The organism is Photobacterium sanctipauli, assembly GCF_003026495.1.
Taxonomy (GTDB): Bacteria; Pseudomonadota; Gammaproteobacteria; order Enterobacterales; family Vibrionaceae; genus Photobacterium; species Photobacterium sanctipauli.
Map to the genome: position 1 here is coordinate 1 of NZ_PYMA01000022.1, position 26,601 is coordinate 26,601.

General features: G+C 49.2%; 22 protein-coding genes, 5 tRNA genes and 1 pseudogene. 20 read left to right on the forward strand and 8 right to left on the reverse strand.

Annotated features, from left to right (window positions below; translation table 11 throughout):
* Positions 1-45: 45 nt before the first annotated feature.
* A tRNA-Asp gene (locus C9I98_RS23310) sits at positions 46-122 on the forward strand.
* 319 nt (positions 123-441) lie between these two features.
* On the opposite strand, the pseudogene C9I98_RS26945 reads toward C9I98_RS23310, so the two are convergent.
* From C9I98_RS26945 to C9I98_RS23325, 4 genes and pseudogenes are all read right to left on the reverse strand, one after another.
* Positions 442-639: pseudogene (locus C9I98_RS26945) on the reverse strand (IS630 family transposase); the annotation flags it as partial.
* 200 nt (positions 640-839) lie between these two features.
* The gene (locus C9I98_RS23315; protein ID WP_036817186.1) at positions 840-1,469 is read right to left on the reverse strand and encodes a nicotinamidase; all 630 of its coding nucleotides are present in this window, start codon (positions 1,467-1,469) and stop codon (positions 840-842) included.
* 9 nt (positions 1,470-1,478) lie between these two features.
* A complete protein-coding gene (gene pssA / locus C9I98_RS23320) occupies positions 1,479-2,828 on the reverse strand; it encodes a CDP-diacylglycerol--serine O-phosphatidyltransferase (RefSeq protein ID WP_036817188.1) in 1,350 nt (449 codons plus the stop codon).
* Between the two features lie 129 nt (positions 2,829-2,957).
* Positions 2,958-3,461 (reverse strand): GNAT family N-acetyltransferase, encoded by a 504-nt coding sequence (locus tag C9I98_RS23325; protein WP_245907229.1) that lies wholly within the window; start codon positions 3,459-3,461, stop codon positions 2,958-2,960.
* Between C9I98_RS23325 and murB the strand changes: the two genes are divergently transcribed.
* The 16 genes from murB to rpoC all read left to right on the forward strand — a co-directional run bounded on the left by murB (position 3,460) and on the right by rpoC (position 20,135).
* On the forward strand, positions 3,460-4,500 hold the full coding sequence (gene murB, locus C9I98_RS23330) for a UDP-N-acetylmuramate dehydrogenase (RefSeq protein WP_036817191.1): 1,041 nt from the start codon (positions 3,460-3,462) through the stop codon (positions 4,498-4,500). The genes C9I98_RS23325 and murB overlap by 2 nt on opposite strands.
* Complete coding sequence (gene birA, locus C9I98_RS23335) at positions 4,497-5,459, forward strand: bifunctional biotin--[acetyl-CoA-carboxylase] ligase/biotin operon repressor BirA (RefSeq protein ID WP_036817193.1); 963 nt, start codon at positions 4,497-4,499, stop codon at positions 5,457-5,459. The genes murB and birA overlap by 4 nt, the downstream gene beginning before the upstream one ends.
* The gene (locus C9I98_RS23340; RefSeq protein WP_036817194.1) at positions 5,459-6,190 is read left to right on the forward strand and encodes a type III pantothenate kinase; all 732 of its coding nucleotides are present in this window, start codon (positions 5,459-5,461) and stop codon (positions 6,188-6,190) included. Before birA ends, C9I98_RS23340 begins: the two co-directional genes overlap by 1 nt.
* A gap of 96 nt (positions 6,191-6,286) precedes the next feature.
* Positions 6,287-6,362: transfer RNA gene (locus C9I98_RS23345), tRNA-Thr, on the forward strand.
* A gap of 35 nt (positions 6,363-6,397) precedes the next feature.
* A tRNA-Tyr gene (locus C9I98_RS23350) sits at positions 6,398-6,482 on the forward strand.
* Between the two features lie 40 nt (positions 6,483-6,522).
* Positions 6,523-6,597 (forward strand) — tRNA-Gly (locus C9I98_RS23355).
* Between the two features lie 12 nt (positions 6,598-6,609).
* Positions 6,610-6,685 (forward strand) — tRNA-Thr (locus C9I98_RS23360).
* 104 nt (positions 6,686-6,789) lie between these two features.
* Positions 6,790-7,974, forward strand: a complete 1,185-nt coding sequence (tuf, locus tag C9I98_RS23365) for an elongation factor Tu (RefSeq protein WP_107272536.1) — start codon at positions 6,790-6,792, stop codon at positions 7,972-7,974.
* A 215-nt stretch (positions 7,975-8,189) separates the two neighbouring features.
* Positions 8,190-8,567, forward strand: a complete 378-nt coding sequence (secE, locus tag C9I98_RS23370) for a preprotein translocase subunit SecE (RefSeq protein ID WP_036817323.1) — start codon at positions 8,190-8,192, stop codon at positions 8,565-8,567.
* 12 nt (positions 8,568-8,579) lie between these two features.
* Positions 8,580-9,125 carry a transcription termination/antitermination protein NusG gene (gene nusG, locus C9I98_RS23375; protein ID WP_036817326.1) on the forward strand — a complete coding sequence of 182 codons (546 nt, stop codon included), beginning with the start codon at positions 8,580-8,582 and terminating at the stop codon, positions 9,123-9,125.
* Between the two features lie 124 nt (positions 9,126-9,249).
* On the forward strand, positions 9,250-9,678 hold the full coding sequence (gene rplK, locus C9I98_RS23380) for a 50S ribosomal protein L11 (protein WP_036817329.1): 429 nt from the start codon (positions 9,250-9,252) through the stop codon (positions 9,676-9,678).
* Between the two features lie 4 nt (positions 9,679-9,682).
* Positions 9,683-10,387: a 50S ribosomal protein L1 gene (gene rplA / locus C9I98_RS23385; RefSeq protein ID WP_036817331.1), complete on the forward strand. Its 705-nt coding sequence runs from the start codon at positions 9,683-9,685 to the stop codon at positions 10,385-10,387.
* A 259-nt stretch (positions 10,388-10,646) separates the two neighbouring features.
* Complete coding sequence (gene rplJ / locus C9I98_RS23390) at positions 10,647-11,141, forward strand: 50S ribosomal protein L10 (protein WP_036817332.1); 495 nt, start codon at positions 10,647-10,649, stop codon at positions 11,139-11,141.
* 61 nt (positions 11,142-11,202) lie between these two features.
* Positions 11,203-11,568, forward strand: coding sequence for a 50S ribosomal protein L7/L12 (gene rplL, locus C9I98_RS23395; RefSeq protein WP_036817334.1), 366 nt, complete (start codon positions 11,203-11,205; stop codon positions 11,566-11,568).
* Between the two features lie 224 nt (positions 11,569-11,792).
* Entirely contained in the window at positions 11,793-15,818 is a 4,026-nt protein-coding gene (gene rpoB / locus C9I98_RS23400; protein ID WP_036817336.1) for a DNA-directed RNA polymerase subunit beta, read from the forward strand.
* A gap of 99 nt (positions 15,819-15,917) precedes the next feature.
* Positions 15,918-20,135, forward strand: a complete 4,218-nt coding sequence (rpoC, locus tag C9I98_RS23405; protein WP_036817339.1) for a DNA-directed RNA polymerase subunit beta' — start codon at positions 15,918-15,920, stop codon at positions 20,133-20,135.
* 223 nt (positions 20,136-20,358) lie between these two features.
* Here the strand turns inward: rpoC and C9I98_RS23410 are convergent, their stop codons facing one another.
* On the reverse strand, positions 20,359-20,841 hold the full coding sequence (locus C9I98_RS23410) for an Rsd/AlgQ family anti-sigma factor (protein WP_036817342.1): 483 nt from the start codon (positions 20,839-20,841) through the stop codon (positions 20,359-20,361).
* 187 nt (positions 20,842-21,028) lie between these two features.
* On the opposite strand from C9I98_RS23410, the gene nudC reads away from it, so the two are divergent.
* Positions 21,029-21,796 (forward strand): NAD(+) diphosphatase, encoded by a 768-nt coding sequence (nudC, locus tag C9I98_RS23415; protein WP_036817344.1) that lies wholly within the window; start codon positions 21,029-21,031, stop codon positions 21,794-21,796.
* Between the two features lie 228 nt (positions 21,797-22,024).
* Positions 22,025-23,092, forward strand: coding sequence for a uroporphyrinogen decarboxylase (hemE, locus tag C9I98_RS23420; RefSeq protein WP_036817346.1), 1,068 nt, complete (start codon positions 22,025-22,027; stop codon positions 23,090-23,092).
* Between the two features lie 119 nt (positions 23,093-23,211).
* Here the strand turns inward: hemE and C9I98_RS23425 are convergent, their stop codons facing one another.
* The gene (locus tag C9I98_RS23425) at positions 23,212-23,802 is read right to left on the reverse strand and encodes a uracil-DNA glycosylase family protein (protein WP_107272537.1); all 591 of its coding nucleotides are present in this window, start codon (positions 23,800-23,802) and stop codon (positions 23,212-23,214) included.
* Between the two features lie 13 nt (positions 23,803-23,815).
* Complete coding sequence (locus C9I98_RS23430; RefSeq protein WP_036831342.1) at positions 23,816-24,727, reverse strand: D-2-hydroxyacid dehydrogenase; 912 nt, start codon at positions 24,725-24,727, stop codon at positions 23,816-23,818.
* Positions 24,728-24,827: 100 nt separating this feature from the next.
* Between C9I98_RS23430 and C9I98_RS23435 the strand changes: the two genes are divergently transcribed.
* Entirely contained in the window at positions 24,828-25,415 is a 588-nt protein-coding gene (locus C9I98_RS23435; RefSeq protein ID WP_036831344.1) for a YjaG family protein, read from the forward strand.
* A gap of 109 nt (positions 25,416-25,524) precedes the next feature.
* On the opposite strand, the gene C9I98_RS23440 is transcribed toward C9I98_RS23435, so the two are convergent.
* Positions 25,525-26,580 (reverse strand): CNNM domain-containing protein, encoded by a 1,056-nt coding sequence (locus C9I98_RS23440; RefSeq protein ID WP_036831347.1) that lies wholly within the window; start codon positions 26,578-26,580, stop codon positions 25,525-25,527.
* Between the last annotated feature and the right edge of the window lie 21 nt (positions 26,581-26,601).

Below are 26,601 nucleotides of genomic sequence, written 5' to 3' on the forward strand. Positions count from 1 at the left end.
GGCTTCCAATTTAGATCACCGCAATAACCATGCGGTGGTTTGAGTGGAGCGGTAGTTCAGTTGGTTAGAATACCGGCCTGTCACGCCGGGGGTCGCGGGTTCGAGTCCCGTCCGCTCCGCCACTTATTAAGAAGCCTCGTCGAAAGACGGGGCTTTTTGCATTCTACACATCCTAAAAGTGCGCAGCACTTTGGTCGCGGCACTGGCCGTGCGCTTTGAGTCCCACTGGAGCGCCAGCCCGGCTGCTCCGCCACTTATACTAAGCCCAAGTCTTACGACTTGGGCTTTTTTACGTTTGGTGTTCAAGAAACATCAGGCTAGGCTTCCCGTCGCTCGACTTGGGAATTTCTGATACCAATCTGGAAAATTAACTGGTCAGGTTTATCTACTTCCTCGAACACATTTTCGATACCCTTTCGCTACTTGCTAAAAACTGGTTCCATGCCAGCCTGCACCATCCATAATGACAACAGCATAACGGCCTGTATGAGTTGCCCTCGATATCTGCTTTAAATGTTCACTCATGATCTCTTTGTTGCTCCAAGGTACAACAATCGCTTCGCAGACCCCTCGGCTTGGACAAACGGAGCTAAACAAGTAGGCATAATCGAACTGCTGCTGTACAGCTCTAGGCCGTGTAATCGCTAAGGATAGCCTCAATAATAAAGCTACGGTCTAGTATCGACGATACAGTAATAAGTACTTGGAACGATTTAGCTAGCTTGAATGCTTGAAGTACTTAAAGAGAGTTAGACTGAAGGGATAGAAGAGAAAGTGCAACTGTAGGTTATTGGGGCTGAAAAAAGAAAGGGTGGGTTATCCCACCCGATGAGTTGTATTTATAGGAAGCTTTTGACCTCTGAGAGGTTATTAGCAACAGTAATGCCTGCCGTTGCCATCTCTTTGCATGCTTGAGTTGTGGTATCTGGTGCGATGCCACGACAAGTATCAAGATTGACGATGACCTTAAATAACCCGGTAGCTTGTAGCTGTAAGGCTGTTGTCTTGACACAGTAATCTGTTGCTAAACCGCCAACTAGCACAGTGGTAACATGCTTTGCTTGCAGCCACTCAATTAGACCAGTGCTCAATTGTTCATGAAGATCATGGAAGCAGGCTCCATATGGATGAAGATCTGGCTCGATCCCTTTCCAAATAACATGATCATAGTCTGTGATCGAAGGAAGCTGAGGGATTGTTTCAAATCCTTTCGTTCCAGGAACCGCATGGCTGACCCAGGTTAGGTCTGCATTAGGATAATCAAGAGGCTTCAACATTTCCTCGTGTTTATCGACAGACCAAACAGCCCCTCTCGGGTGTGCGTCTTTGGTTAGTACGCGAAAGTCAGCCAGTAAGGCTTGTGCATTGAGTGCAGGCCCTATCAAGTCACCTTCTTGGACCGGAAGTTCATCTGGGCACAAGGGAGTGAATGTTTTCTGAGGATCTACATCAATCGCTGCGATGGTCATACTATGCACCTAAAGAATCTGGTTCAGGATATGGTCGGCTTTGATCCGGCGGATACGCTTAATTAATTTTCTTACCGGGGCTGGGTATGCGTCAATCTTATCGATGAACTTATAACTGCCAATAAGTTGCGTATGCTGCAGTATACATTCGAGTTCTTGTTGCTTCTGCTCTGCCAGTAGCTGGTTCTTATCATGAACCAAAATGGCATTTTCAAGATCAAGCTTCCAAGCTCTTGGGTTTAGGTTGTTACCGGTGATCAGCATATAGCTACGATCTACCCACACACCTTTTAAGTGGAAGCTATTGTCATTATGCTTCCATAGGTGGATAGCAAGTTGGCGACGAGCAATTGCGGCTTCATTTTGTTTAGCAAAGTGACGCAGGTTTACTTCGTACAGGTACGGTAGCCCGGCAATTGTCTTGAAAGGCTCACTTGGCGGAATGTAGAAATCATTTGCTGTCTTATCACCAACCACAATCGTGACCTTAACGCCACGTCGAAGGGCCCTTTTGACTTCGCGGCTAATACTTCTTGGGAAGTTGAAATACGGCGTACAGATAGTCAGCTCAGATTTGGCGCTGGCAATCAAAGTGCAAATATGTTGGTTAAGCTTGTTTTTACGCTTACCAAGTCCAACGAGCGGGGTAAGGCCTACCTCGCTACTAGAAACCGCTTCAGGAGCAAACTGATAACTAGCTCTTTGTAATTTCAGGCGCAGATCTTTGATTGCACCCTTCAGCATTCTAGTTTCAGGGCGGTGGCTCTGGCTCAGGCAGTTAACGGCATCGCTGTTGACCAAGGTCTCCACAATAAACGTTGCCATGCTATCGGCTAGTTTCGCATTATGCAGAACATGGTAGCGGTCGTAGCGGTAGCGTTGGTGCTGGGCGAGATAGACATCATTGAGGCTCGCTCCGCTGTATATGACTTTATCATCAATAACAAAGCCTTTTAGGTGCAAGACACCAAAGACCTCACGGTTACGAACAGGAACACCGAGAATATCAATCTGGTGTTGGTATTTTTCAGAAAACTCTCTGTAAAGTGCGGCATTGCCATCTGATTGGGCTGCCCCAATCAGGCCGCGTTGGGCTCGGTGCCAATCAACAAGCACTTTAATATCAAGTTCAGGGTTTGCCTGCTTGGCTTCATAAAGTGCAGTTAGAATGCCTCTACCTGCTTCATCATCTTGTAAGTAAAGGGCAACCAGATAAATACGGTTTTTAGAGCTGGAGATCTCTGTGTGGAGACGTTCACGGAACGATCCTGCATCAAGAAGTGTCTCTAAATCTTCTGGCTTGTGTGCAATACATGGCAGTTGCTCAATGCGTTGCTTGTTAGCAATAGCTGAATCCATTATCGCCTCGTTTACGCGACCTAAAGTAGGAGGAATCTGTGAATTAAGAGAGCAATTATACCAGAAAATAGCGATTGACTATTAATTACGGTGTTGGCTTAGTTCACGGATAGATACATTAAATGTAAATTAGTGTGCATACTGCATTGCAATGAGGTTTTTGCCTGATTGCCGGTAACGCTTGATTCTGCTTTGTAGCGGCTCTGGGAGTTCATTATCTTCGATGGTTTTGAAGTGTGCTTGATGATAGAAGTTTTCTAGATGTGAGAAGGCAAAGCAGAAACATGTCTTCGTTTTAAATTGAGGTACGCATGCATCTGCTAGCGCCAACCCCAGCCCTTGACCTCTCATGGTTGGCAAGACAAACATGCCAGTAAGTAATTGATAGCTATCAAATTGCTTAAATCTGACACAACATTGAATACCAGTGTTATTTTCACCTATCCAGATGACTTCATCCTTTTTTGCTTTACCAGCTGGATAATGGGCTTTGTATAGGCGGTTAATCAGGGGAAACCGTAATGGCTCCAAAGGATGGAATCTTATATTGGTCATGGTGAAAACACTGCGCCGCGTGATTGAATCAGTTAAAATGCAGTGCTTAGTATAAAAGGTATAGGTCATAAATAGCATGAAAGTTTTGCAGGATAGGTCGCTCGTACCTTTTCACACATTCGGTATCGATGTGGATGCGGATAAAATAGTAGAAGCTGAAACCGCTGATGAGCTTGCTTTAATCTGGCAGGCAGAGGAATACCGTGGTGTCCCTAAGCTCATTGTTGGGCAGGGGAGCAATTTGCTTTTTTGTGAGCCATATGCCGGCCTAATTATTCTCAATAGAATAAAAGGAATTGAAATTACTGAGACAAGCTCTTCATACCTATTGCATGTCGGATCCGGGGAAGACTGGCACCAACTGGTTAAAACAACGGTTGAAAATAATATCCCGGGTCTTGAGAACCTCGCCTTGATCCCTGGTTGTGTTGGCTCATCCCCTATCCAGAATATTGGCGCCTATGGTGTTGAGCTTCAGGATGTTTGCCAATATGTCGATGTTGTGGAGTTGGCGACAGGTAAGTCTCAGCGCCTCTCTGCCAGTGAATGCCTGTTTGGTTATCGAGACTCGGTATTTAAGCATGCGCTAAAAAACTCGCACGCCATTACTGCGGTAGGTATTGAGCTCACGAAAGCGTGGAGCCCGAATATCACTTACGGCCCTCTGGCTAAGTTCGATGCAAAAACCGTTTCGGCCAGAGATATCTTCCATGAGGTTTGTGCGGTTCGCCAAAGTAAGTTGCCTGATCCTGCCGAAATGGGGAACGCGGGTAGTTTTTTCAAGAACCCGGTGATCAGTGCTGAACACGCAGCAACGCTGACCAATCAGTCACCAAACATGCCTTGCTACCAGCAACCAAATGGTGAGGTGAAAGTGGCTGCTGGATGGTTGATTGATCAGTGTGGCTTGAAAGGCTTTCAAATTGGTGGGGCAAGAGTGCATGATAATCAAGCTTTGGTGTTAGTGAATTATCATGATGCCTCGGCTGATGACGTGATAGCCTTGGCTCAACATGTTGTGAATAGTGTTGAGTCAAAATTCAACATAACCCTTGAGCATGAAGTGCGATTTATTGCTGCGACAGCAGAGACTTCTTTAGCGGAGTTTAATCGATGAAAGAGCATAGCACGCGACTTGCCCTGATCTCATTATTATCCGATGGTACATTCCACTCCGGCGAGGCACTGGGTGAGAAGCTTGGTATATCGCGAGCTGCCATTAGCAAGCAAATAAAAATCCTGCAGTCCTGGGGATTGGATGTGTATCGTGTGCAAGGGAAAGGCTATTGCCTACCAGCAAAACTGGAACTGCTTGATTGCGATAAGATTCTAGCTCAGGTAAAGTGCGCGAACTTGGATGTTATTCCTGTTATTGATTCAACCAACCAATATTTGTTGGATCGGGTTGGTACCTTGCCAAGTGGGGCAACTTGCCTGGCTGAATACCAGCAGGCTGGACGTGGCCGCCGAGGCCGCCAGTGGTTATCGCCGTTTGGCAGTAACCTGTACCTTTCGATGTACTGGCGTTTGGATGCCGGTATGGCGGCGGCGATGGGGCTGAGCCTGGTCGTTGGTGTCGCCATTGCTGAGGCCTTGGAGTCATTGGGAGCCGAAGGTGTTCGGGTGAAATGGCCCAATGATATCTACCTCGATGACAAGAAACTTGCAGGGATCCTCATTGAGATGACCGGCCAAGCGGGTGATGCTGCCCATCTAGTGATAGGCATGGGACTGAATATCAAGATGCCCGAACTCGAAGGGGCTGATATTGGACAGGCGTGGACCAACTTGTCACAAGCCTGTGATTCTCTCCCTGAGCGAAACACCTTAGCTGCAACTTTGATAAAGCAGCTGCAACAAACGCTGGCTCAGTATGAAGCCATCGGGCTTGAAGGCTTTATTGAGCGATGGAATCGTTTAGATAACTTTTTGGATCGCCCTGTGAAATTATTAATTGGTGAGCGTGTGGTCGAAGGAATTGCCCGCGGTATCAATGGTCAGGGGGCGCTATTACTTGAAACCGATGAGGGGATCACCCCTTACATCGGTGGAGAAATCAGCCTTAGAGGTTGTTAATGCAGATTTTGATTGAAGCGGGTAATACCTACGTCAAGGTTGCCCAGTTATTTGAAGACGGTAGTTTTGAGCTTTTGGGACGTTACCCAAGCCGTAAGCTTGAAATGGTATTGGAACCACTGCTGGAGAAGGGAATCACCAGAATTGTGTTTGCTAGTGTGGGGCCGGTTGAGGTTGATAACTCAATCCAGCGTATTTCCCAGTTGGCAAATATTCCCGTCTTGCAGGTTAAAACACTGAAAAAAGACTTTGGTGTCAAAAACGCCTACAGCGAATACCAATACCTTGGCGTGGATCGCTGGCTAACGCTCGTTGCTATTCGCCAAGAATTTAAAAAGCCGACAGTGATTGTTGATATCGGTACGGCACTTACTTTTGACGTCATGTCGGAAGAAGGTAAGCACCTCGGCGGTTGGATAGCGCCTGGCTACCAACTGATGATGAAGTCTGTGTTAGAAAACACGACCAAAGTCTTTTCTGACCGCGACCATAATGATGAACTGGTGTTTGCCGATAATACCGCCGACGGTTTGAAAAATGGCTGCCGTGCAGCTTTGGTCGGCTTGATTGAATTTGGCCTGTCGCAAGCACGTGAAAAACTGAAATCTGAGCCTGAAGTGATCCTATGTGGGGGCGGCGTTCGCCACTTGCCTACATCATGGGGCAAACAATACAGCCACCGTTCGGAGCTGGTGCTGGAAGGCCTTGCTTTGTATGCAAAATGTCGATAGTGGTGTTTTTTTCAGCGGGAGGTAAAAACTCGCAAAAAAAACTGGCTAAAGGTATTGCAAGGCTTTCGTAAGTTCTCTAGAATGCGCAGCACTTGAGCCGACTTAGCTCAGTAGGTAGAGCAACTGACTTGTAATCAGTAGGTCACCAGTTCGATTCCGGTAGTCGGCACCACTTTCTCCTAAATGAGTGAAAGTGCATAAAAATTTGGAGGGGTTCCCGAGTGGCCAAAGGGATCAGACTGTAAATCTGACGGCTCTGCCTTCGATGGTTCGAATCCATCTCCCTCCACCATTTTCAATAGATTGAAATAGCTTAACGAGTGACGAGTTTCGCGGGCATCGTATAATGGCTATTACCTCAGCCTTCCAAGCTGATGATGCGGGTTCGATTCCCGCTGCCCGCTCCATACTTCTTGTGTGCTGATATAGCTCAGTTGGTAGAGCGCACCCTTGGTAAGGGTGAGGTCGACGGTTCAAATCCGTCTATTAGCACCACTCTCTCTTCAAGTCAGTTCAATCCTTTTGATATATACTCTACAAACCCATGATTGGTTGTGTGGTCGTAATGCCACCAAATACCGTGCCTAGAGGGACTATCCATGTCTAAAGAAAAATTTGAACGTACTAAACCGCACGTTAACGTTGGTACTATCGGCCACGTTGACCACGGTAAAACTACTCTAACTGCTGCTATCTGTACTACTCTATCAAAAGTATACGGTGGTGAGGCTAAAGACTTCGCATCTATCGATAACGCTCCAGAAGAGCGCGAGCGTGGTATCACAATCTCTACTTCTCACGTAGAGTACGATACTCCAACTCGTCACTACGCACACGTAGACTGCCCAGGACACGCCGATTACGTTAAAAACATGATCACCGGTGCTGCGCAGATGGACGGTGGTATCCTAGTTGTTGCTGCAACTGATGGCCCAATGCCTCAGACTCGTGAGCACATCCTACTAGGCCGTCAGGTTGGTATCCCATACATCATCGTGTTCATGAACAAGTGTGACATGGTTGATGACGAAGAGCTTCTAGAACTAGTAGAAATGGAAGTTCGTGAACTTCTATCTGAGTACGAATTCCCAGGTGACGACTGCCCAGTAATCATGGGTTCTGCTCTTGGCGCTCTAAACGGCGAGAAAGAGTGGGAAGACAAGATCGTTGAGCTAGCTGAAGCGCTAGATTCTTACATCCCAGAGCCAGAGCGTGCGATCGATCGTCCGTTCATCCTACCTATCGAAGATGTATTCTCAATCCAGGGCCGTGGTACTGTTGTAACTGGTCGTGTTGAGCAGGGTATCATCACTGTAGGTGACGAAGTAGAAATCATCGGTATCAAAGAGACCACTACAACGACTTGTACTGGTGTTGAGATGTTCCGTAAGCTTCTTGACGAAGGCCGTGCTGGTGAGAACGTTGGTGTTCTACTACGTGGTACTAAGCGTGACGAAGTTGAGCGTGGTCAGGTTCTTGCTAAGCCAGGTTCAATCACTCCGCACACTACTTTCGAATCAGAAGTATACGTACTATCTAAAGACGAAGGTGGCCGTCACACGCCATTCTTCAAAGGCTACCGTCCACAGTTCTACTTCCGTACAACTGACGTAACTGGTACTATCGAACTACCAGAAGGCGTTGAAATGGTAATGCCTGGTGACAACATCCAGATGGTTGTTACTCTAATCGCTCCTATCGCGATGGACGAAGGTCTACGCTTCGCTATCCGTGAAGGCGGCCGCACAGTAGGTGCTGGTGTTGTTGCTAAGATCGTTGAATAATATTTGACGACCAGCTACTAAAAAGGGCATCATTTGATGCCCTTTTTCTGCGCTATATCTTGATGTCGAGTGTTTTTTGCACAAGAATGCAGAAAAAAAATCATTACTATGAAGTTTTTTTAATGTAATTAAAGCTTTATTGCTTTCCTTCATAATTAGCCTCGCCAATGCGGGGTTATTTTCGTCTATATTGAGACTAGTTACAGGTTGGTTGTATGAAAGCGAATGCCGAAAACCAAAGCAGCTCTAGCAGTATGGATGGCCTGAAGTGGGTCGTTGTATTTGCTTTGCTAGCTGCCGCTGTTGTTGGTAATTACCTGTACAGTGATGTTTCTGTAGTGCTACGTGCTGCTGCAGTTGTTGTCCTAGTGGCAGCAGCGGGTGGTATTGCCGCACTAACAGCAAAAGGTAAAACCGCGATCACGTTCGCCCGCGAATCGCGCATGGAAGTCCGCAAGGTGGTATGGCCTACTCGTCAGGAAGCTACGCAGACAACCTTTATCGTATTAGCAGTCACTGTCATTATGGCGTTAGCCTTATGGGGTATCGACGGCATCATGGTCCGTCTAGTCCGCCTAGTTACCGGTGTGTAGAGGTAAGAGTTCATGAGCGAAGCTCCAAAAAAACGATGGTATGTAGTGCAGGCATTCTCTGGCTTTGAAGGTCGAGTTGCCCAATCTCTACGTGAGCATATCAAAATGCATGGCATGGAAGAGTACTTCGAAGAAGTACTGGTACCGACTGAAGAAGTGGTGGAAGTGCGTGCTGGCCAGCGCCGTAAGAGCGAACGTAAGTTCTTCCCTGGTTATGTGCTTGTACAGATGGTGATGAACGACGAGACATGGCATCTGGTACGTAGTATTCCTCGTGTAATGGGGTTCATTGGCGGTACTTCAGATCGCCCAGCTCCTATCTCGGATAAAGAAGCAGATGCTATTCTTAATCGTCTAGAAAAAGCGAGCGAATCACCAGTTCACAAAACTGTGTTCGAGCCAGGTGAAGTGGTCCGTGTTATCGACGGCCCGTTTGCAGACTTTAACGGTGTGGTAGAAGAAGTCGACTACGACAAGAGTCGCCTGAAAGTATCTGTATCGATCTTTGGTCGTGCAACCCCAGTTGAACTGGAGTTTGGCCAGGTAGAAAAAAGCTGATCAAATTATAATCAGTTATAGTTGTCAGGGGCGTGAAATTGGACTATAATTTCGCGCCCTTTCGTTAGACGGGGAGTCTATTTCTAGAGAATAGACGTTTGAACCCAAATTAAGGTAAATAGCAATGGCTAAAAAAGTAGAAGCTTACATCAAGCTGCAGGTTGCAGCTGGTGCAGCAAACCCAAGTCCACCGGTTGGTCCTGCTCTAGGTCAGCACGGTGTGAACATCATGGAATTCTGTAAAGCGTTCAACGCTAAGACTGACTCAATCGAGAAAGGTCTTCCGATTCCTGTTGTTATCACAGTATACAACGACCGTTCTTTCACGTTCGTAACTAAGACTCCACCTGCTGCTGTTCTTCTTAAGAAAGCTGCTGGCGTTAAGTCTGGTTCTGGCCGTCCGAACACTGAGAAAGTTGGTACTGTAACTGACGCTCAGATCCAAGAGATCGCAGAAACTAAAGCTGCGGACATGACTGGTGCTGACATCGAAGCTATGAAGCGTTCGATTGCTGGTACTGCTCGTTCAATGGGTCTAGTGGTAGAGGGTTAAGACAATGGCAAAACTAACTAAGCGTATGCGCGTAATCCGCGAAAAAGTTGACGTTGCACGTGAGTACGACATCAACGAAGCTGTTGCTCTTCTAAAAGAATTAGCTACTGCTAAATTCACTGAAAGTGTTGACGTTGCTGTTAACCTTGGCATCGATGCTCGTAAATCTGACCAGAACGTACGTGGTGCAACTGTACTACCACACGGTACTGGCCGTGAAATCCGCGTAGCGGTATTCACTCAGGGTGCGAACGCTGAAGCTGCTAAAGAAGCTGGCGCTGACCTAGTAGGTATGGAAGAACTAGCTGATCAGGTTAAGAAAGGCGAAATGAACTTCGACGTAGTTATCGCATCTCCAGATGCAATGCGCGTTGTAGGTCAGCTTGGTACTATCCTTGGTCCACGCGGTCTTATGCCAAACCCTAAAGTTGGTACTGTAACTCCTAACGTTGCTGACGCTGTTAAGAACGCGAAAGCTGGTCAGGTTCGTTACCGTAACGACAAAAACGGCATCATCCACACTACTATCGGTAAAGTGGACTTCGATGCTGCTCAACTAAAAGAGAACCTAGAAGCTCTTCTAGTTGCTCTGAAGAAAGCTAAGCCTTCTTCAGCTAAAGGTACTTTCATCAAGAAAGTAAGCATCTCTACCACTATGGGTGCAGGTGTAGCGCTAGACCAGAACACTCTGGAAACTAACGCACAGTAATTTGCAGAAACGTCATTTTAGTGTATAATCTGGCGTTTCCGAATTCATGGCTGAGGTTGTGATTTATATCACAGCCTTCGTCCAAGACCGTAGGCGTCGAGCTCATCGAGCAAAGACTTAATAACTACCTACGTAGACGGTGCCAGAACATGATTGATGTATGTCTTTCTTGGATCTGCGCCGTAATAACTCTCCTGCCATACCGGCAGTGAGTGGTGTACTGTCCGGGGGAACCCGGCATAATCCAGGAGCAAATCCAATGGCATTGAACCTTCAAGACAAAAAAGCAATTGTTGCTGAAGTCAACGAAGCTGCCAATGGTGCCCTGTCTGCAGTTGTTGCTGACTCTCGTGGCGTTGCTGTGGGTGCGATGACTTCTCTACGTAAACAAGCTCGTGAAAACGGCGTTTACCTGAAAGTTGTTCGTAACACACTTGCACGTCGTGCAGTGGAAGGTACTGATTTCGAATGTCTTACTGAGACTTTCGTAGGTCCTACACTAATCGGTTTCTCTAACGAGCACCCAGGTGCTGCAGCGCGTCTTTTCAAAGACTTCGCTAAAGAGAACAAAGATTTCGAGATCAAAGCGGCTGCATTCGAAGGCGCTGTTGCTGACGTTGAAGTACTAGCAACTCTACCAACATACGACGAAGCAATTGCACGCCTAATGATGTGCATGAAAGAAGCGTCTGCTGGTAAGCTGGTACGTACTATCGCAGCTGTTCGCGATCAGAAAGAAGAAGCTGCGGCTTAATCGCCCTTGCTTTTCATTGATTGCTATTTAAACTAATTGTTGACTTTTAAAGAGAATTGTTATGTCTATCACTAACGAGCAAATCCTAGACGCAGTTGCAGAAATGTCTGTAATGCAGGTTGTTGAGCTAATCGAAGCTATGGAAGAAAAATTCGGCGTTACAGCTGCAGCAGCAGTAGTAGCGGGCGGCGCAGCTGCAGAAGCAGCTGAAGAGCAGACTGAATTTGACGTAATCCTAACAGCTGCTGGTCCTAACAAAGTTGCGACTATCAAAGCTGTACGTGGCGCGACTGGCCTAGGTCTTAAAGAAGCTAAAGGTCTTGTAGACGGCGCTCCAGCACCTCTGAAAGAAGGTGTTGACAAAGCTGAAGCTGAAGCTCTTAAAGCTCAGCTAGAAGAAGCTGGTGCTTCTGTTGAAGTTAAGTAATCATTACTTAATTTCTTAGCCTTAATTGGCTAATGGCTGGTGGCTAAAAAGCCACCGGCCTTTTTGCGCTGTAGGGCAGTGGTGTTTTCACATTGTTTTCTAACCACTCTCCATGCAAAAAACAGTCCTGCTTTCGCGGAGCTGTTCCTACAATAAACAGTGTTATTAGTCACTGCTCCTCGTTTTGAGCAGTTTGGATCACTTATCAGCGATCTGAGGAACCTATGGTTTACTCTTATACCGAGAAAAAGCGTATCCGTAAGGATTTTGGTAAGCGTCCACAAGTTTTGGATGTTCCATACTTGCTGTCGATCCAGCTTGAGTCTTTTAAAAAATTCATCGAGCAGGATCCAGAAGGGCATTACGGTCTAGAAGCTGCCTTTCGTTCTGTTTTTCCAATTCAGAGCTATAACGGCAATTCCGAGCTGCAATACGTTAGCTATCGTCTCGGTGAGCCGGTCTTCGATGTTAAAGAATGTCAGATTCGTGGCGTAACTTACTCTGCACCTTTGCGTGTGAAGCTTCGTCTTGTTATGTACGACAAAGACGCGCCAGCTGGCACAGTTAAAGACATTAAAGAACAAGAAGTTTACATGGGCGAAATTCCGCTCATGACTGATAACGGTACATTCGTTATTAACGGTACCGAGAGGGTTATCGTATCCCAGCTGCACCGTAGCCCGGGTGTCTTCTTCGACAGCGATAAGGGTAAAACCCACTCCTCAGGTAAAGTGCTTTATAACGCACGCGTAATCCCATACCGTGGTTCATGGTTGGATTTCGAATTTGATCCTAAGGATAACGTATTCGTACGTATCGACCGTCGTCGTAAGCTTCCTGCTTCTATCATTCTTCGTGCTCTAGGCTACACAACCGAGCAGATCCTTGACATGTTCTTCGAGAAAGTAAACTTCGAAGTACAGGGCAAGTCTTTGGTTATGGAGCTAGTACCTGAGCGCCTACGTGGTGAAACAGCAAGTTTCAACATTGAAGCGAACGGTAAGGTTTACGTAGAACAGGGCCGCCGTATCACCGCTCGTCATATTCGCCAGCTTGGCAAAGACGGTGTTGATCACATTGAAGTGCCTGTTGAATACATCGTGGGTAAAATCGCTGCACGTGATTACGTGAACGAAGAAACCGGCGAGCTTATCGCAGCGGCGAACCAAGAATTGAGCCTAGAGGCGCTAGCTCTGCTTTCACAAGCGGGCCACAAGTCTCTTGAAGTGCTATTCACAAACGACCTGGACTTTGGTCCGTACATGTCTGACACCATCCGTGTCGACAGCACGACTGACCGTCTAAGTGCGCTAGTAGAAATCTACCGCATGATGCGTCCGGGCGAGCCACCAACACGCGAAGCTGCTGAGCAGTTGTTCGAAAGCCTGTTCTTCTCTGAAGAGCGCTACGATCTATCTGCTGTGGGCCGTATGAAGTTCAATAGCTCACTTCAGCGTGACGAAACAACGGGTGCGGGCACGCTAGACCACGCAGACATCATTGATGTGATGCGTCGCCTAATCGATATCCGTAACGGTAAAGGTGAAGTTGATGATATCGACCACCTAGGTAACCGTCGTATCCGTTCTGTTGGTGAAATGGCAGAAAACCAATTCCGTGTTGGTTTAGTACGTGTTGAGCGTGCTGTTAAAGAGCGCCTAAGCCTTGGCGATCTTGATGCAGTAATGCCTCAGGACCTAATTAATGCCAAACCAATTTCTGCGGCAGTTAAAGAGTTCTTTGGCTCTTCTCAGCTGTCTCAGTTTATGGACCAGAACAACCCACTGTCAGAAGTTACTCACAAACGTCGTATCTCGGCGCTTGGTCCAGGTGGTCTGACTCGTGAGCGTGCAGGCTTCGAAGTTCGAGACGTACACGCGACCCACTACGGTCGTCTATGTCCTATCGAAACGCCTGAAGGTCCAAACATCGGTCTAATCAACTCACTGTCAGCGTTTGCTCAGTGTAACCCTTACGGTTTCTTGGAAACTCCATACCGTAAAGTGGTTGATGGCAAGGTAACCGAAGAAATCGAATACCTATCTGCTATCGAAGAAGGCCAGTACGTTATTGCTCAGGCTAACGCAGCCCTAAACGACGATGGTTCATTCTCTGATGAACTGATCACTGCTCGTCAGAAAGGTGACTCAGGCTTGCACCCACGCGACCATGTTCAGTACATGGACGTTGCAACCAACCAGGTTGTATCTGTGGCGGCATCTCTGATCCCATTCCTAGAGCACGATGATGCGAACCGTGCCCTTATGGGTGCGAACATGCAACGTCAGGCAGTACCAACGCTACGCGCTGACAAGCCGCTAGTAGGTACTGGTATTGAGCGTAACGTAGCCGTTGACTCAGGTGTAACCGCTGTTGCTAAGCGTGGCGGTACTGTTCAGTCTGTGGATGCTTCTCGTATCGTTATCAAAGTTAACGAAGATGAGCTAGTACCAGGCGAAGCGGGTATCGACATCTACAACCTGACCAAGTACACCCGTTCTAACCAGAACACATGTATCAACCAGCGTCCTACAGTGATGCCGGGTGAGCCTGTGGCTCGCGGTGACGTACTTGCTGATGGTCCTTCTACCGACCTTGGTGAACTAGCCCTTGGCCAGAACATGCGTATCGCGTTCATGCCTTGGAACGGTTACAACTTTGAGGATTCCATCCTAGTTTCAGAGCGTGTTGTTCAGGAAGATCGCCTAACAACTATCCACATCCAAGAGCTTTCTTGTGTGGCGCGTGATACTAAGCTGGGTGCTGAAGAAATTACTGCCGACATCCCTAACGTGGGTGAAGCAGCACTTTCTAAGCTGGATGAGTCAGGTATCGTTTACATCGGTGCAGAAGTTAAGGGTGGCGACATCCTAGTTGGTAAAGTGACGCCTAAGGGCGAAACTCAGCTAACACCTGAAGAGAAGCTACTACGTGCTATCTTCGGTGAAAAAGCATCTGATGTTAAAGACTCTTCACTACGTGTACCAAACTCTGTGTCTGGTACGATCATCGACGTTCAGGTATTTACCCGCGATGGCGTAGAAAAAGACAAGCGTGCGCTTGAAATTGAAGAGATGCAGCTGAAAGAAGCGAAGAAAGATATCACGGAAGAATTCCAGATCCTTGAGGGTGGTCTTCTTGCACGTGTTCGTACGCTTCTACTTTCTGCGGGTTACAGCGAAGATAAACTACTTTCGATGGACCGCGAGAAGCTGTTTGCACAGACTCTTGACGACGAAGGCCAGCAGAACCAGCTGGAGCAGCTTGCAGAGCAGTATGATGAACTGAAAGCTGAGTTCGATAAGAAGTTTGAGACTAAGCGTCGTAAGATCACTCAGGGTGATGACCTAGCGCCGGGCGTACTTAAGATTGTTAAAGTATACCTAGCTGTTAAGCGTCGCATCCAGCCTGGTGATAAGATGGCGGGTCGTCACGGTAACAAGGGTGTAATCTCTAAGATTTGTCCTGTTGAAGACATGCCGTACGATGAAAAAGGTCAAACTGTTGATATCGTACTGAACCCACTGGGTGTACCGTCTCGTATGAACATCGGTCAGATCCTTGAGACTCACTTGGGTCTTGCGGCGAAAGGTATCGGTGACAAGCTGAACGAGATGCTGAAGCAGCAGCAGGAACTACACCAGTTCCGTAACTTCCTGCAGAAGGTTTACGATTTAGGCGATACTCGCCAGAAAGTAGACATCGCAGCGCTGTCTGACGAAGAAGTACGTACTCTGATCAAGAACCTACGTAACGGTCTGCCTATCGCTACACCAGTATTTGACGGTGCGCCTGAAGCATCGATCAAAGAGCTGCTGAAGCTGGGTGATCTACCTGAGTCTGGTCAGCTGACACTGTTTGACGGTCGTACCGGTGATGCGTTTGAGCGTCCTGTAACTGTTGGTTACATGTACATGCTGAAACTAAACCACTTGGTTGATGACAAGATGCATGCCCGTTCTACCGGTTCTTACAGCCTTGTTACTCAGCAGCCGCTGGGTGGTAAAGCTCAGTTCGGTGGTCAGCGTTTCGGTGAGATGGAAGTGTGGGCGCTAGAAGCATATGGCGCAGCTTACACCCTACAGGAAATGCTAACTGTTAAGTCGGATGACGTTAACGGCCGTACGAAGATGTACAAGAACATCGTCGATGGCGACCATCGTATGGAACCTGGTATGCCGGAATCGTTCAACGTATTGTTGAAAGAAATCCGCTCGTTGGGTATCAACATCGAGCTGGAAGACGAATAAGCCTCGGTTCATACCAAGATTTATTAGTTACTCCGGTATAAATATGAAGGCACCAGCAGACTGGTGCCTTTATGGGTCAACTCCTCACAGGAGCCGAATGTGAAAGACTTACTTAAGTTTCTGAAAGCACAACACAAGACTGAAGAATTTGATGCAATCAAAATCGGTCTTGCTTCACCTGACATGATCCGTTCATGGTCTTTCGGTGAAGTTAAAAAACCAGAAACCATCAACTACCGTACTTTTAAGCCTGAGCGTGACGGTCTTTTCTGTGCACGTATCTTTGGCCCGGTAAAAGACTACGAGTGTCTTTGTGGCAAGTACAAGCGCCTGAAGCACCGTGGTGTTATCTGTGAAAAATGTGGTGTTGAAGTTACTCAGACCAAGGTACGTCGTGAGCGTATGGGTCACATCGAGCTAGCTTCACCTGTAGCCCACATCTGGTTCCTTAAGTCACTGCCATCTCGTATCGGTCTGTTAATGGACATGCCGCTACGTGACATCGAGCGTGTACTTTACTTCGAATCATACGTAGTAATCGAACCAGGTATGACCAACCTTGAGCGTAGCCAGCTGCTGTCAGAAGAGCAGTACCTGGATGCACTTGAAGAGTGGGGCGACGAATTCGACGCTAAGATGGGTGCAGAAGCGGTTAAAGCATTGCTGGCCAACATGGACCTGAGTGCCGAAATCGAACTAATGCGCGAAGAGCTAGAAGAAACTAACTCTGAAACTAAGCGTAAGAAACTAACCAAGCGCCTTAAGCTTGTAGAAGCATTCCTACAGTCAGGTAACAACCCAGAGTGGATGATCCTGTCTGTACTGCCAGTTCTGCCGCCGGATCTACGTCCGTTGGTACCGCTAGATGGTGGTCGTTTCGCAACTTCAGATCTTAACGATCTGTACCGTCGCGTAATCAACCGTAACAACCGTCTGAAGCGTCTTCTAGACCTGGCTGCTCCTGATATCATCGTACGTAACGAAAAACGTATGCTTCAGGAGTCTGTTGATGCATTGCTAGATAACGGTCGCCGTGGCCGCGCTATCACTGGTTCTAACAAGCGTCCTCTGAAATCTTTGGCTGACATGATCAAAGGTAAGCAGGGTCGCTTCCGTCAGAACCTACTTGGTAAGCGTGTTGACTACTCGGGTCGTTCTGTTATCACCGTAGGTCCATACCTACGCCTGCATCAGTGTGGTCTTCCTAAGAAGATGGCACTTGAGCTATTTAAGCCATTCATCTACGGCAAGCTAGAGACACGTGGTCTGGCGACTACAATCAAAGCTGCTAAGAAGATGGTAGAGCGCGAAGAAGCTGTTGTTTGGGATATCCTAGACGAAGTGATCCGCGAACACCCAGTAATGCTTAACCGTGCACCAACGCTGCACCGTCTAGGTATTCAGGCATTCGAACCAGTACTAATCGAAGGTAAAGCGATTCAGCTTCACCCACTAGTGTGTGCGGCATATAACGCCGACTTCGATGGTGACCAGATGGCGGTACACGTACCCCTAACTCTGGAAGCACAGCTTGAAGCTCGTGCACTGATGATGTCTACCAACAACATCCTTTCACCAGCATCTGGTGATCCGATCATCGTACCTTCTCAGGACGTTGTATTGGGTCTTTACTACATGACTCGTGAAAAGATCAACGCGAAAGGCGAAGGCATGTACCTTGAAGGTTCTGCTGAAGCTGAAAAAGCTTACCGTACCGGTAATGCTGAGCTACACGCTCGCGTTAAAGTGCGTATCACTGAATACCAAGCTGACGAGCAAGGCAACCTAGTTGCTGACACTAAGCTGGTTGATACGACTGTTGGTCGTGCAATGCTATGGACTATCGTACCGAAAGGTCTTCCATACAGCCTTGTAAACACCGAAGCACTGGGTAAGAAGCAGATCTCTAAACTGCTTAACACTTGTTACCGTGAGCTGGGCATGAAAGATACTGTTATCTTTGCTGACCAGATCATGTACACAGGTTTTGCTTACGCGGCACTATCTGGTGTGTCTGTTGGTATCGACGATATGGTTGTACCAGAAGCGAAATACACCAAGATCGCCGAAGCTGAAGCCGAAGTTGCTGAGATCCAGGAGCAGTTCCAGTCTGGTCTTGTAACCGCGGGTGAGCGCTACAACAAAGTTATCGATATCTGGGCAACGGCGAACGAGCAGGTTGCTAAAGCGATGATGGATAACCTGTCTTTCGATACCGTTATCAACCGTGACGGCGAAGAAGAACAGCAGAAGTCGTTCAACAGCGTATACATGATGGCCGACTCAGGTGCTCGTGGTTCTGCCGCTCAGATCCGTCAGCTAGCGGGTATGCGTGGTCTGATGGCTAAGCCGGATGGCTCAATCATCGAAACACCGATCACCGCGAACTTCCGTGAAGGTCTGAACGTACTACAGTACTTCATCTCTACTCACGGTGCTCGTAAGGGTCTTGCGGATACCGCACTTAAGACAGCGAACTCCGGTTACCTAACACGTCGTCTAGTAGACGTTGCGCAGGATGTGGTAATCACGTCTGACGACTGTGGTACGCACGAAGGTATCACCATGATGCCTCTAATCGAGGGTGGTGATGTTAAAGAGCAGCTAGGTGATCGTGTTCTTGGCCGTGTGGTTGCAGAAGACGTTATCAAGCCGGGTACCGACGAAGTACTTGCTCCGCGTAACACGCTGCTTGACGAGAAGTGGTGTGACATCCTGGAAGCAAACTCTGTTGACCAGGTGAAAGTACGTTCTGTAGTAACATGTGAAAACGACTTCGGTTGTTGTAAGAACTGTTACGGTCGTGACCTAGCACGTGGCCACTTGGTTAACCAGGGTGAGGCAGTAGGTGTTGTTGCTGCTCAGTCAATCGGTGAGCCGGGTACACAGCTTACGATGCGTACGTTCCACATCGGTGGTGCGGCATCGGCAGCGGCTGCTGAGAACAGCATCCAGGTTAAGAACAACGGTTCTGTGAAACTTCACAATGCTAAGTTCGTAACCAACAACGAAGGCAAGCTAGTTATTACCTCTCGTGCGACTGAAATGAGCGTTATCGACGAATTCGGCCGTACTAAAGAGAACTACAAACTGCCATACGGTTCACACCTATCGAAGGGTGATGGCGCGGAAGTGAAGGCTGGCGATGTAATCGCTAACTGGGACCCGCACACAATGCCAATCATCACTGAAGTAGCGGGTCGTGTTCAGTTTGTTGACCTGATTGATGGCGTTACTGTTTCTCGTCAGACTGATGAGCTAACAGGTCTGTCTATGATCACTGTACTAGACGCAGCAGAGCGTACTGGTGCGGGTAAAGACATGCGTCCAACAGTTAAGCTTGTTGACGAAAGCGGTAACGATGTAATGATCGCCGGCACTGAAATGCCAGCTCAGTACTTCCTACCGGGTAAGGCAATCATCCAGCTAGAAGACGGCGCAATGGTTGGTATCGGTGATACGCTAGCTCGTATCCCACAGGCATCTGGCGGTACTAAAGATATCACCGGTGGTCTACCACGAGTTGCTGACCTATTCGAAGCACGTAAGCCTAAAGAGCCTGCAATCCTAGCGGAAATCACAGGTACTGTTTCGTTCGGTAAAGAAACGAAAGGTAAGCGTCGCCTAATCATCACACCTGCTGAAGGTAACGCATACGAAGAGATGGTGCCGAAATGGCGTCAGCTGAACGTATTCGAAGGTGAGAAGGTTGAGAAGGGTGATGTAATCGCCGATGGTCCAGAGGCTCCACACGATATCCTGCGCCTACGTGGTGTACACGCAGTAGCAGAATACATTGTGAACGAGGTTCAGGAAGTTTACCGTCTACAGGGCGTTAAGATTAACGATAAGCACATCGAGACTATCGTTCGTCAGATGCTACGTAAGGTAACCATCCTATCGTCTGGTGATTCTGAGTTCCTACCTGGTGAGCAGCTAGAGTACTCTCGCGTGACCATTGCTAACCGTAAGCTTGAAGCTGAAGGTAAGCTACCAGCGTCTTACGAGCGTGACCTACTAGGTATCACCAAGGCATCGCTAGCGACTGAATCGTTCATCTCTGCGGCATCGTTCCAGGAAACGACGCGCGTACTAACAGAAGCTGCGGTTTCTGGTAAGCGTGACGAACTACGTGGCCTGAAAGAGAACGTAATCGTGGGTCGTCTGATCCCTGCGGGTACAGGTTTTGCCTACCACCAGGAGCGTCAGCGTCAGCGCGATGCAGAGCTAGAGCCAGTAGCACCTCAGGTAGATGCAGAGCAAGCTTCACAAGATCTTGCTGCACTTCTGAATGCAGGCCTAAGCGACGAGAACTAAGCCTTAGTTATCGAATCGACATAAAAGGGTACCTTCGGGTGCCCTTTTTTATTGCCTGCGATTTATAGCGGCCTACATAAATACGTATCCAGGTTGGTTTTAGCGCGTGTTAAAAAGGCAATGGGTTGGGCGGTAAGGAAAAGGTGGTGGGTATCAAAGGCGTAAAAAGCCAAGCCAGCCTGCCGCGGTGTCAGGCTGGTGGGAGGGCGGTTGCAGCGAATGGCTAGGCGCCCGGCGGGCAGGCTAGGCTTTCGCTGATCAGTTCGATTAAACCATCTTCCAGCGCGAAGCGGATCTCGATCAGCTCACCAATACTGGAGAGATCGGAATCAAAGTCTTCGAGCTCGCTGTCTTCGCCGAGTTCGGTGTACTTCTCGGTGAAGTTCAGCAGGGGATCGGTGGTTTGGGTGATTTGTGCGTAAAGCTGCGAAATTTCTTCTGTTGGCGAGTAGCCAGTCGCATTCCAGCGCTCCATGACCATATCGTAAATCTTGAAATGACCTTCAGAGATATAGTCGACCAGTTCTTGGCTGAAGAGTTGCAGTTGGGATGACGTTGGAAGCTGACGATTGTTTTGCTCGAACGGGGGAAGACCGGCTAACTTGCAGTAATCGATTAGCAATTGCTGTCGCGACATCAACCAGTGGTCTATAACGTCACTGGTGCCGCCCCATTGTTTTTGTACTTGCTCGAATTTACTTAACATGACCATGCCCTCATGATCTACAGTACCCGTTAGGGGACTGGAAACGATACCTGTTATCTCTTATAAAAGAGTACCTTGTAATATAACTCGCAGCAAAGTGACTGGACGAGCTATCACGGATTCACTTCCGTTACTAAGTTTAGATTGCCAGTAAAAACGATACCCTGCAAGGATGGATGTAACATTGATGTTAAAAAAGCAAGAATTAGCCTATTGGTGCCTAGTGAAAGATCGCGCGTTGTATCTGCCGAACCGCACACTTCCGCTGGTTTCGTCGGATGCGCTGCCGATTGATAGCAAAGGGGCCATTAAAATTGGTGAATACCAAGGCCACCCGGTTTATTGGCTTGATGTTGTTGGCGAAACGGTGCTTGAGCCGCTCTATAGCCAGAGGGAATTACTGGCACTGGATGGGGCGTTGTTCAACCTAGCGGGGAAGGCCTGCCAGCTTTCCCATATGCGCCATAGCCAGCGTTATTGCGCCCAGTGCGGGGCAGAGTGCCAATTGGGCACCAAAGAGCTGGCCATGGTGTGCAGCCAGTGCAATAGCCATCATTATCCCCGCCTTTCCCCGTGTGTCATCGTGGCAGTGCGAAAAGACGATAAGATCCTGTTGGCCCAACACCCTCGCCACAAGACGGGAATGTATACCGTGATTGCGGGGTTTGTTGAGGCGGGGGAGACGCTGGAGCAGTGCGTGGCCCGCGAGGTGGAGGAAGAAACCGGCATAGTGGTAACCAATATCCGTTACTTCGGCAGCCAGCCATGGGCGTTTCCGTCGAACTTAATGATGGGCTTTTTGGCCGATTATCAAGCCGGTGAACTTAAGCCTGACTATGAAGAGCTGAGCGATGCGGTATGGGCCTCGGCCGGGGAGCTGCCTGAGCTTGCCCCGCCGGGTACCATTGCCCGGGCACTGATCGAGCAAACCCTGGTACTGATGGCTGAAAATTAGGATAAAAAAACCCTCCGTGAGGAGGGGTAAGGTGCAGTTATTTTGCCTTCTACAAGCAAAGTCATTGTTATTATTGCTAGCGCGCAGATTTTGTACCACGACTACTATTGCTGCGGCAAATATGGTGAATAGATTGTTGCTATAAACTTGATCCGGTTAACAAATGGACTCTTTTGTTGTTAGCCCGGAGTGATACAATACCCGCAGAATTAATCCATGGAGCCCCAAATGAGCGAATTAAAGAACGACCGCTACCTACGTGCCCTGCTTAAGCAGCCGGTAGATTGCACGCCAGTATGGATGATGCGCCAAGCAGGTCGATACCTGCCAGAATACCGTGCAACCCGTAGCGTAGCCGGAGACTTCATGTCGCTGTGTAAGAATGCTGAGCTAGCGAGCGAGGTAACACTACAGCCGCTACGCCGTTTCCCGCTAGATGCGGCGATTTTGTTTTCGGACATTTTGACCATCCCAGATGCGATGGGTCTGGGGCTATACTTCGAAGCTGGCGAAGGACCTAAGTTCGAGCGTCCTATCACTTGCAAAGCGGATGTCGATAAAATCGGCCTGCCGGATCCAGAAGGCGAGCTTCAGTATGTGATGAACGCGGTTCGCCAAATCCGCAAAGATTTGCAGGGTGAAGTACCGCTAATCGGCTTCTCGGGCAGCCCGTGGACGCTGGCGACTTACATGGTTGAAGGTGGTAGCTCAAAAGCGTTCACCAAGATCAAGAAAATGATGTATGCCGAGCCGCAAACCCTGCATCTGCTATTGGATAAGCTTGCCGACAGCGTTGTTGAGTACCTGAATGCCCAGATCAAGGCCGGCGCCCAATCTGTGATGGTATTCGACACTTGGGGCGGCGTATTGACCCCGCGTGATTACAACGAGTTTTCGCTACGCTACATGCACAAGATTGTGGATGGCCTGATCCGCGAAAACGACGGTCGTCGCGTACCTGTTACCCTATTTACCAAGAACGGTGGTATGTGGCTTGAGCAAATCGCCGCAACGGGTTGTGATGCGGTTGGCCTTGACTGGACCATCAATATTGCCGATGCCAAGCGTCGTGTGGGTGACAAAGTGGCCCTGCAGGGGAATATGGATCCATCGATGCTATACGCCCAGCCTGAGCGTATCCGTCAGGAAGTAGCAACCATCCTTGAAGGTTACGGCGACGAAGGCACTGGCCACGTCTTCAACCTTGGCCACGGTATCCACCTGGATGTACCGCCTGAGAACGCAGGCGTGTTCGTGGATGCGGTACATGAGCTGTCAAAGCCGTACCATAAGTAAGGGCGGTTGAAAGCGGTGCTATGGCTCTAAGTCCCTGTGGGGTTAAAAGCCGCGCCATATTGAGAGAATCCTCGAGCTAGCCTCGGGGATTTTTTTTACAGCACCACAGCACCTGCCGTTTATTTCTTCTCGAGTTGCTGGTGGACGTATTCGCGGATATACGGCACGACTTCTTCCTCGAACCACGGGTTGCGCTTGAGCCACAGGGTATTGCGCGGCGAGGGGTGGGGCATCGGGATATAACGCGGTGCCCATTGCCGCCAAGCCTTGACCGTCTCGGTCAGGGTCTTTGGTTTGTCGGCAAGGTAGCGCTGTTGGGCGTATTGGCCGATAAGCAGTGTCATGCCGATATTGGGTAACAGCGGCAGCACCTGCGGGTGCCAGTGGGGGGCGCATTCGGGGCGGGGCGGCAAATCGCCGGATTTTCCCCTGCCGGGGTAGCAAAGCCCCATCGGCATAATGGCAATTTGCTCGGCATCATAGAAGGTCTCGCGATCGAGGTCGAGCCAGAGGCGGAGGCGGTCGCCGCTTGGGTCGTTCCATGGGATACCCGTCTCGTGCACCTTGGTGCCCGGCGCTTGGCCGATTATCATCAGCTTGGCATTGCTCGCTGCCTGGATCACCGGCCTTGGGCCGAGCGGGAGATGATCTTGGCAGATCCGGCATTGTTGGATTTGATCCAACAGGCTATCCAGTGATTGTTTTGCCATGGGAGTTACCTCGCTAATAGCCGCGCTCGAAATCAACTTGATACTGGAGTGGCTGTGATTGGCGCCAGCGGTGATAATTATCGCAAAAGATGGCCATCACCTGCTCTGGGAAGCTCTCTGCGGCAATGTGTGGGGTGAGGGTGATACCAGGGTGCTGCCATAGCGGACTGTCGCTAGGTAGGGGCTCTTGCTTGAATACATCGAGGAAGGCATGCTCAACGGCGCCGCTGTCGAGGGCGGAGAGCAGCCCCTGCTCGCATACGGCATTGCCGCGGCCGACATTGAACAGCAAGCTGCCGCTGCACCGCGCAAGGTGGGCGGCATCGAGTAGGTTGTCGGTGTCCTGGGTGGCCGGCAGGGTCGAGACCAGTATGTCTGCCTGTGCTAGAGCCATGGGTAATTGCGCTAGCGAGTAGACGGTGTCGAAAGCCGGGCTGTTTGCTTGTCCCGAGCGGTTCACGCCAACCACCCTGAGGCCGAATGCGGTAGCGACTCGCGCGAGGTGGCTGCCAATACTGCCGGTACCCAGAATAACCATGGTTTGTCCGGCAATGGTTTGGTAAGGCTTGGGTTGCCAGGTTTGGCTGGCCTGCTGCTGGCGGTAAGTGGCGAAATGGCGCTGGTGGCCTAGCAATAGGCCGAGTACGTACTCGGCTATCAGTTGGCCGAAGCAGCCCTTGATATTGGTGAGGGCGTAATCCCTGCGCAAGCCCGGTTGGGTCAGGGCATCGATACCGGCAAAGGTGGATTGGAGCCAGCGCAATTGCGGGTAGTGGCCAAGTTGCCCAGCAACCTTCGGCGGATCGGCTAGAATTATTGACGCCTGCTCGGGATCTTGGGTGAGCTCAAGGCCGGGCAAGCATGCATTTTCCAGTAAGTTTTCGTAGATCGCCTGCTGGAGAGAGACAACCAAGACTTTGTTCATATATTTCCTTTGACTCGAGGGTGTTATCCCTTGTTCACATGTTGAAGTGGCTGGGGGATCCCAGTAAGATCCGGGTCAAATCACTATTGCAGACGATCCCATGCTAAAAAATCCTGTTCAGCTTCGTTTAGAAAAACTAGAACCGTGGCAACACATTACCTTTATGGTTTCCCTTTGTGAAAGAATGTACCCCAATTATGCGTTCTTTTGTCAGGAAACCGAGTTTGCCGACGCGCAAAAGTACCGTTCGATTCTGGACAGTATTTGGGAGATCCTAACGGTCAAAACGGCCAAGATTAATTTTGAAAACCAGCTGGAGAAGCTGGAAGAGCTGGTACCGAGCAGCGAAGATTATGATCTTTACGCGGTGAACCCGGCCATCGATGCCTGCGTGGCATTGGCTGATTTGCTCCATGCGATGCTCGACCGTGATTTGATGTTGGAAACGCTAGTGAAGCTAAGCTCGCTTTCGGCAGAGACGGTGGCCGACTTGGAGTTTGCTCAGACCGGTGAAGAGATCACCAATGACAACCAAAAAGAGAACGAAGCGATCTGTGCTGAGTGGGATATGCAGTGGGCTATCTTCCGCGCATTGAAAGAAGCGGAAAGGCGCGATATCGAGTTGATCAAGGGGCTGCGCCAAGAGTTGCGTGAAGAGCCGATCAGCAATATCGGCATTGCGCTTTAGCGATTAGCCGCGCGGTCGAAAATTAAAAATAACAAAGGGGCTGAATGCCCCTTTGTTTTTGTTTACTTTTTTTGTTGCCAGCCAATGCTTGGCTAGCAGGCAATGACGGTTATTCGTCGTCCTTGCTTTCAATCACACCGTGGGTTTTCTTCCACTTTTCCCAGCGCTGGTAGGCCAGCTGCTGCATGTCGGTGTTCTTGTCGGCTTCGTCGACAATTTCCTCTCCAACCAAATGCTCGAAGATATCTTCCATGGTCACCAGGCCTTGCACCGTACCGTATTCGTCTACCACCAAAATTAGCTGGGAGCGTTCTTGCATTAGCTGCTCGAAGGCTTTTGGTACGCTTGAGGTGTTCATGATCACCGGCAGCGGGCGCATCAGGGTACCCAATTCTTGTTGGCCACGGCCCGCCTGGCTTTCGGCAAACAGCTCAAGGCGGTGAACAAAGCCCAGGATATTGTCTTTCTGCTCGCTGTAGACCAGCGGGCGCGAAAACGGGCTGTCCTTGTGGTTTGACAGGAACTCGTTAATCGGCTGCTCGGCTTCGACGCGGAACAGTACCGGGCGCGGCGTCATGATCTTGGTGACGCTCACATCGCGGAATTGCAGCAGGTTGGTCATGATTTTTGACTCGCCTTCCGCCAACTCGCCAGACTCAATCGCCAGCATTGCCATTGCCGATAGTTCGTCGCGTAATTTCGGTGCCTCATGGCCGCGTGATAGGCGGCGGGTGATTTGCTCTGAAACCCACACAAACGGGGTAAGTGCCCACACCATCCAGCGAAGGGTCGTTGCAGTCAACGGACCCAATTGGCGCCAGTAGGTTGCACCGATAGTCTTAGGAATAATTTCCGAGAATAACAAGATACCGATAGTCAGTACCCCGGAGAAAACACCCAGCCATTGGCTACCGAATACGACAGTCGCCTGTGCACCTGCAGTTGCCGCACCAATGGTGTGGGCAATGGTATTCAATGTCAGGATCGATGCCAGTGGGCGGTCGATATTGTCTTTTAGTGCAGCCAAGCGGTCGGCGGCAGGGTGACCTTGCTGGCGCAAAGTACCAATGTAGCTAGGGGAAATACTGAGTAGAACAGCTTCTAGGACTGAACAAATGAACGAAACACCAATCGCGATAGCGATGTAAATCGTAAGGAGTATCATGTTTACCTTAGTAATAGTTAA

What these genes read in the sequence shown, in the direction of transcription:
- rplJ (WP_036817332.1), top strand. Translation starts at nt 10,647, where the DNA reads ATGGCATTGAACCTTCAAGACAAAAAAGCAATTGTTGCTGAAGTCAAC.
- murB (WP_036817191.1), top strand. Translation starts at nt 3,460, where the DNA reads ATGAAAGTTTTGCAGGATAGGTCGCTCGTACCTTTTCACACATTCGGT.
- C9I98_RS23440 (WP_036831347.1), bottom strand. Translation starts at nt 26,580, where the DNA reads ATGATACTCCTTACGATTTACATCGCTATCGCGATTGGTGTTTCGTTC.
- nusG (WP_036817326.1), top strand. Translation starts at nt 8,580, where the DNA reads ATGAGCGAAGCTCCAAAAAAACGATGGTATGTAGTGCAGGCATTCTCT.
- C9I98_RS23425 (WP_107272537.1), bottom strand. Translation starts at nt 23,802, where the DNA reads ATGGCAAAACAATCACTGGATAGCCTGTTGGATCAAATCCAACAATGC.
- rpoB (WP_036817336.1), top strand. Translation starts at nt 11,793, where the DNA reads ATGGTTTACTCTTATACCGAGAAAAAGCGTATCCGTAAGGATTTTGGT.
- rplK (WP_036817329.1), top strand. Translation starts at nt 9,250, where the DNA reads ATGGCTAAAAAAGTAGAAGCTTACATCAAGCTGCAGGTTGCAGCTGGT.
- rplA (WP_036817331.1), top strand. Translation starts at nt 9,683, where the DNA reads ATGGCAAAACTAACTAAGCGTATGCGCGTAATCCGCGAAAAAGTTGAC.
- rplL (WP_036817334.1), top strand. Translation starts at nt 11,203, where the DNA reads ATGTCTATCACTAACGAGCAAATCCTAGACGCAGTTGCAGAAATGTCT.
- C9I98_RS23315 (WP_036817186.1), bottom strand. Translation starts at nt 1,469, where the DNA reads ATGACCATCGCAGCGATTGATGTAGATCCTCAGAAAACATTCACTCCC.
- secE (WP_036817323.1), top strand. Translation starts at nt 8,190, where the DNA reads ATGAAAGCGAATGCCGAAAACCAAAGCAGCTCTAGCAGTATGGATGGC.
- C9I98_RS23435 (WP_036831344.1), top strand. Translation starts at nt 24,828, where the DNA reads ATGCTAAAAAATCCTGTTCAGCTTCGTTTAGAAAAACTAGAACCGTGG.
- hemE (WP_036817346.1), top strand. Translation starts at nt 22,025, where the DNA reads ATGAGCGAATTAAAGAACGACCGCTACCTACGTGCCCTGCTTAAGCAG.
- birA (WP_036817193.1), top strand. Translation starts at nt 4,497, where the DNA reads ATGAAAGAGCATAGCACGCGACTTGCCCTGATCTCATTATTATCCGAT.
- C9I98_RS23430 (WP_036831342.1), bottom strand. Translation starts at nt 24,727, where the DNA reads ATGAACAAAGTCTTGGTTGTCTCTCTCCAGCAGGCGATCTACGAAAAC.
- C9I98_RS23340 (WP_036817194.1), top strand. Translation starts at nt 5,459, where the DNA reads ATGCAGATTTTGATTGAAGCGGGTAATACCTACGTCAAGGTTGCCCAG.
- C9I98_RS23410 (WP_036817342.1), bottom strand. Translation starts at nt 20,841, where the DNA reads ATGTTAAGTAAATTCGAGCAAGTACAAAAACAATGGGGCGGCACCAGT.
- C9I98_RS23325 (WP_245907229.1), bottom strand. Translation starts at nt 3,461, where the DNA reads ATGCTATTTATGACCTATACCTTTTATACTAAGCACTGCATTTTAACT.
- nudC (WP_036817344.1), top strand. Translation starts at nt 21,029, where the DNA reads ATGTTAAAAAAGCAAGAATTAGCCTATTGGTGCCTAGTGAAAGATCGC.
- tuf (WP_107272536.1), top strand. Translation starts at nt 6,790, where the DNA reads ATGTCTAAAGAAAAATTTGAACGTACTAAACCGCACGTTAACGTTGGT.
- pssA (WP_036817188.1), bottom strand. Translation starts at nt 2,828, where the DNA reads ATGGATTCAGCTATTGCTAACAAGCAACGCATTGAGCAACTGCCATGT.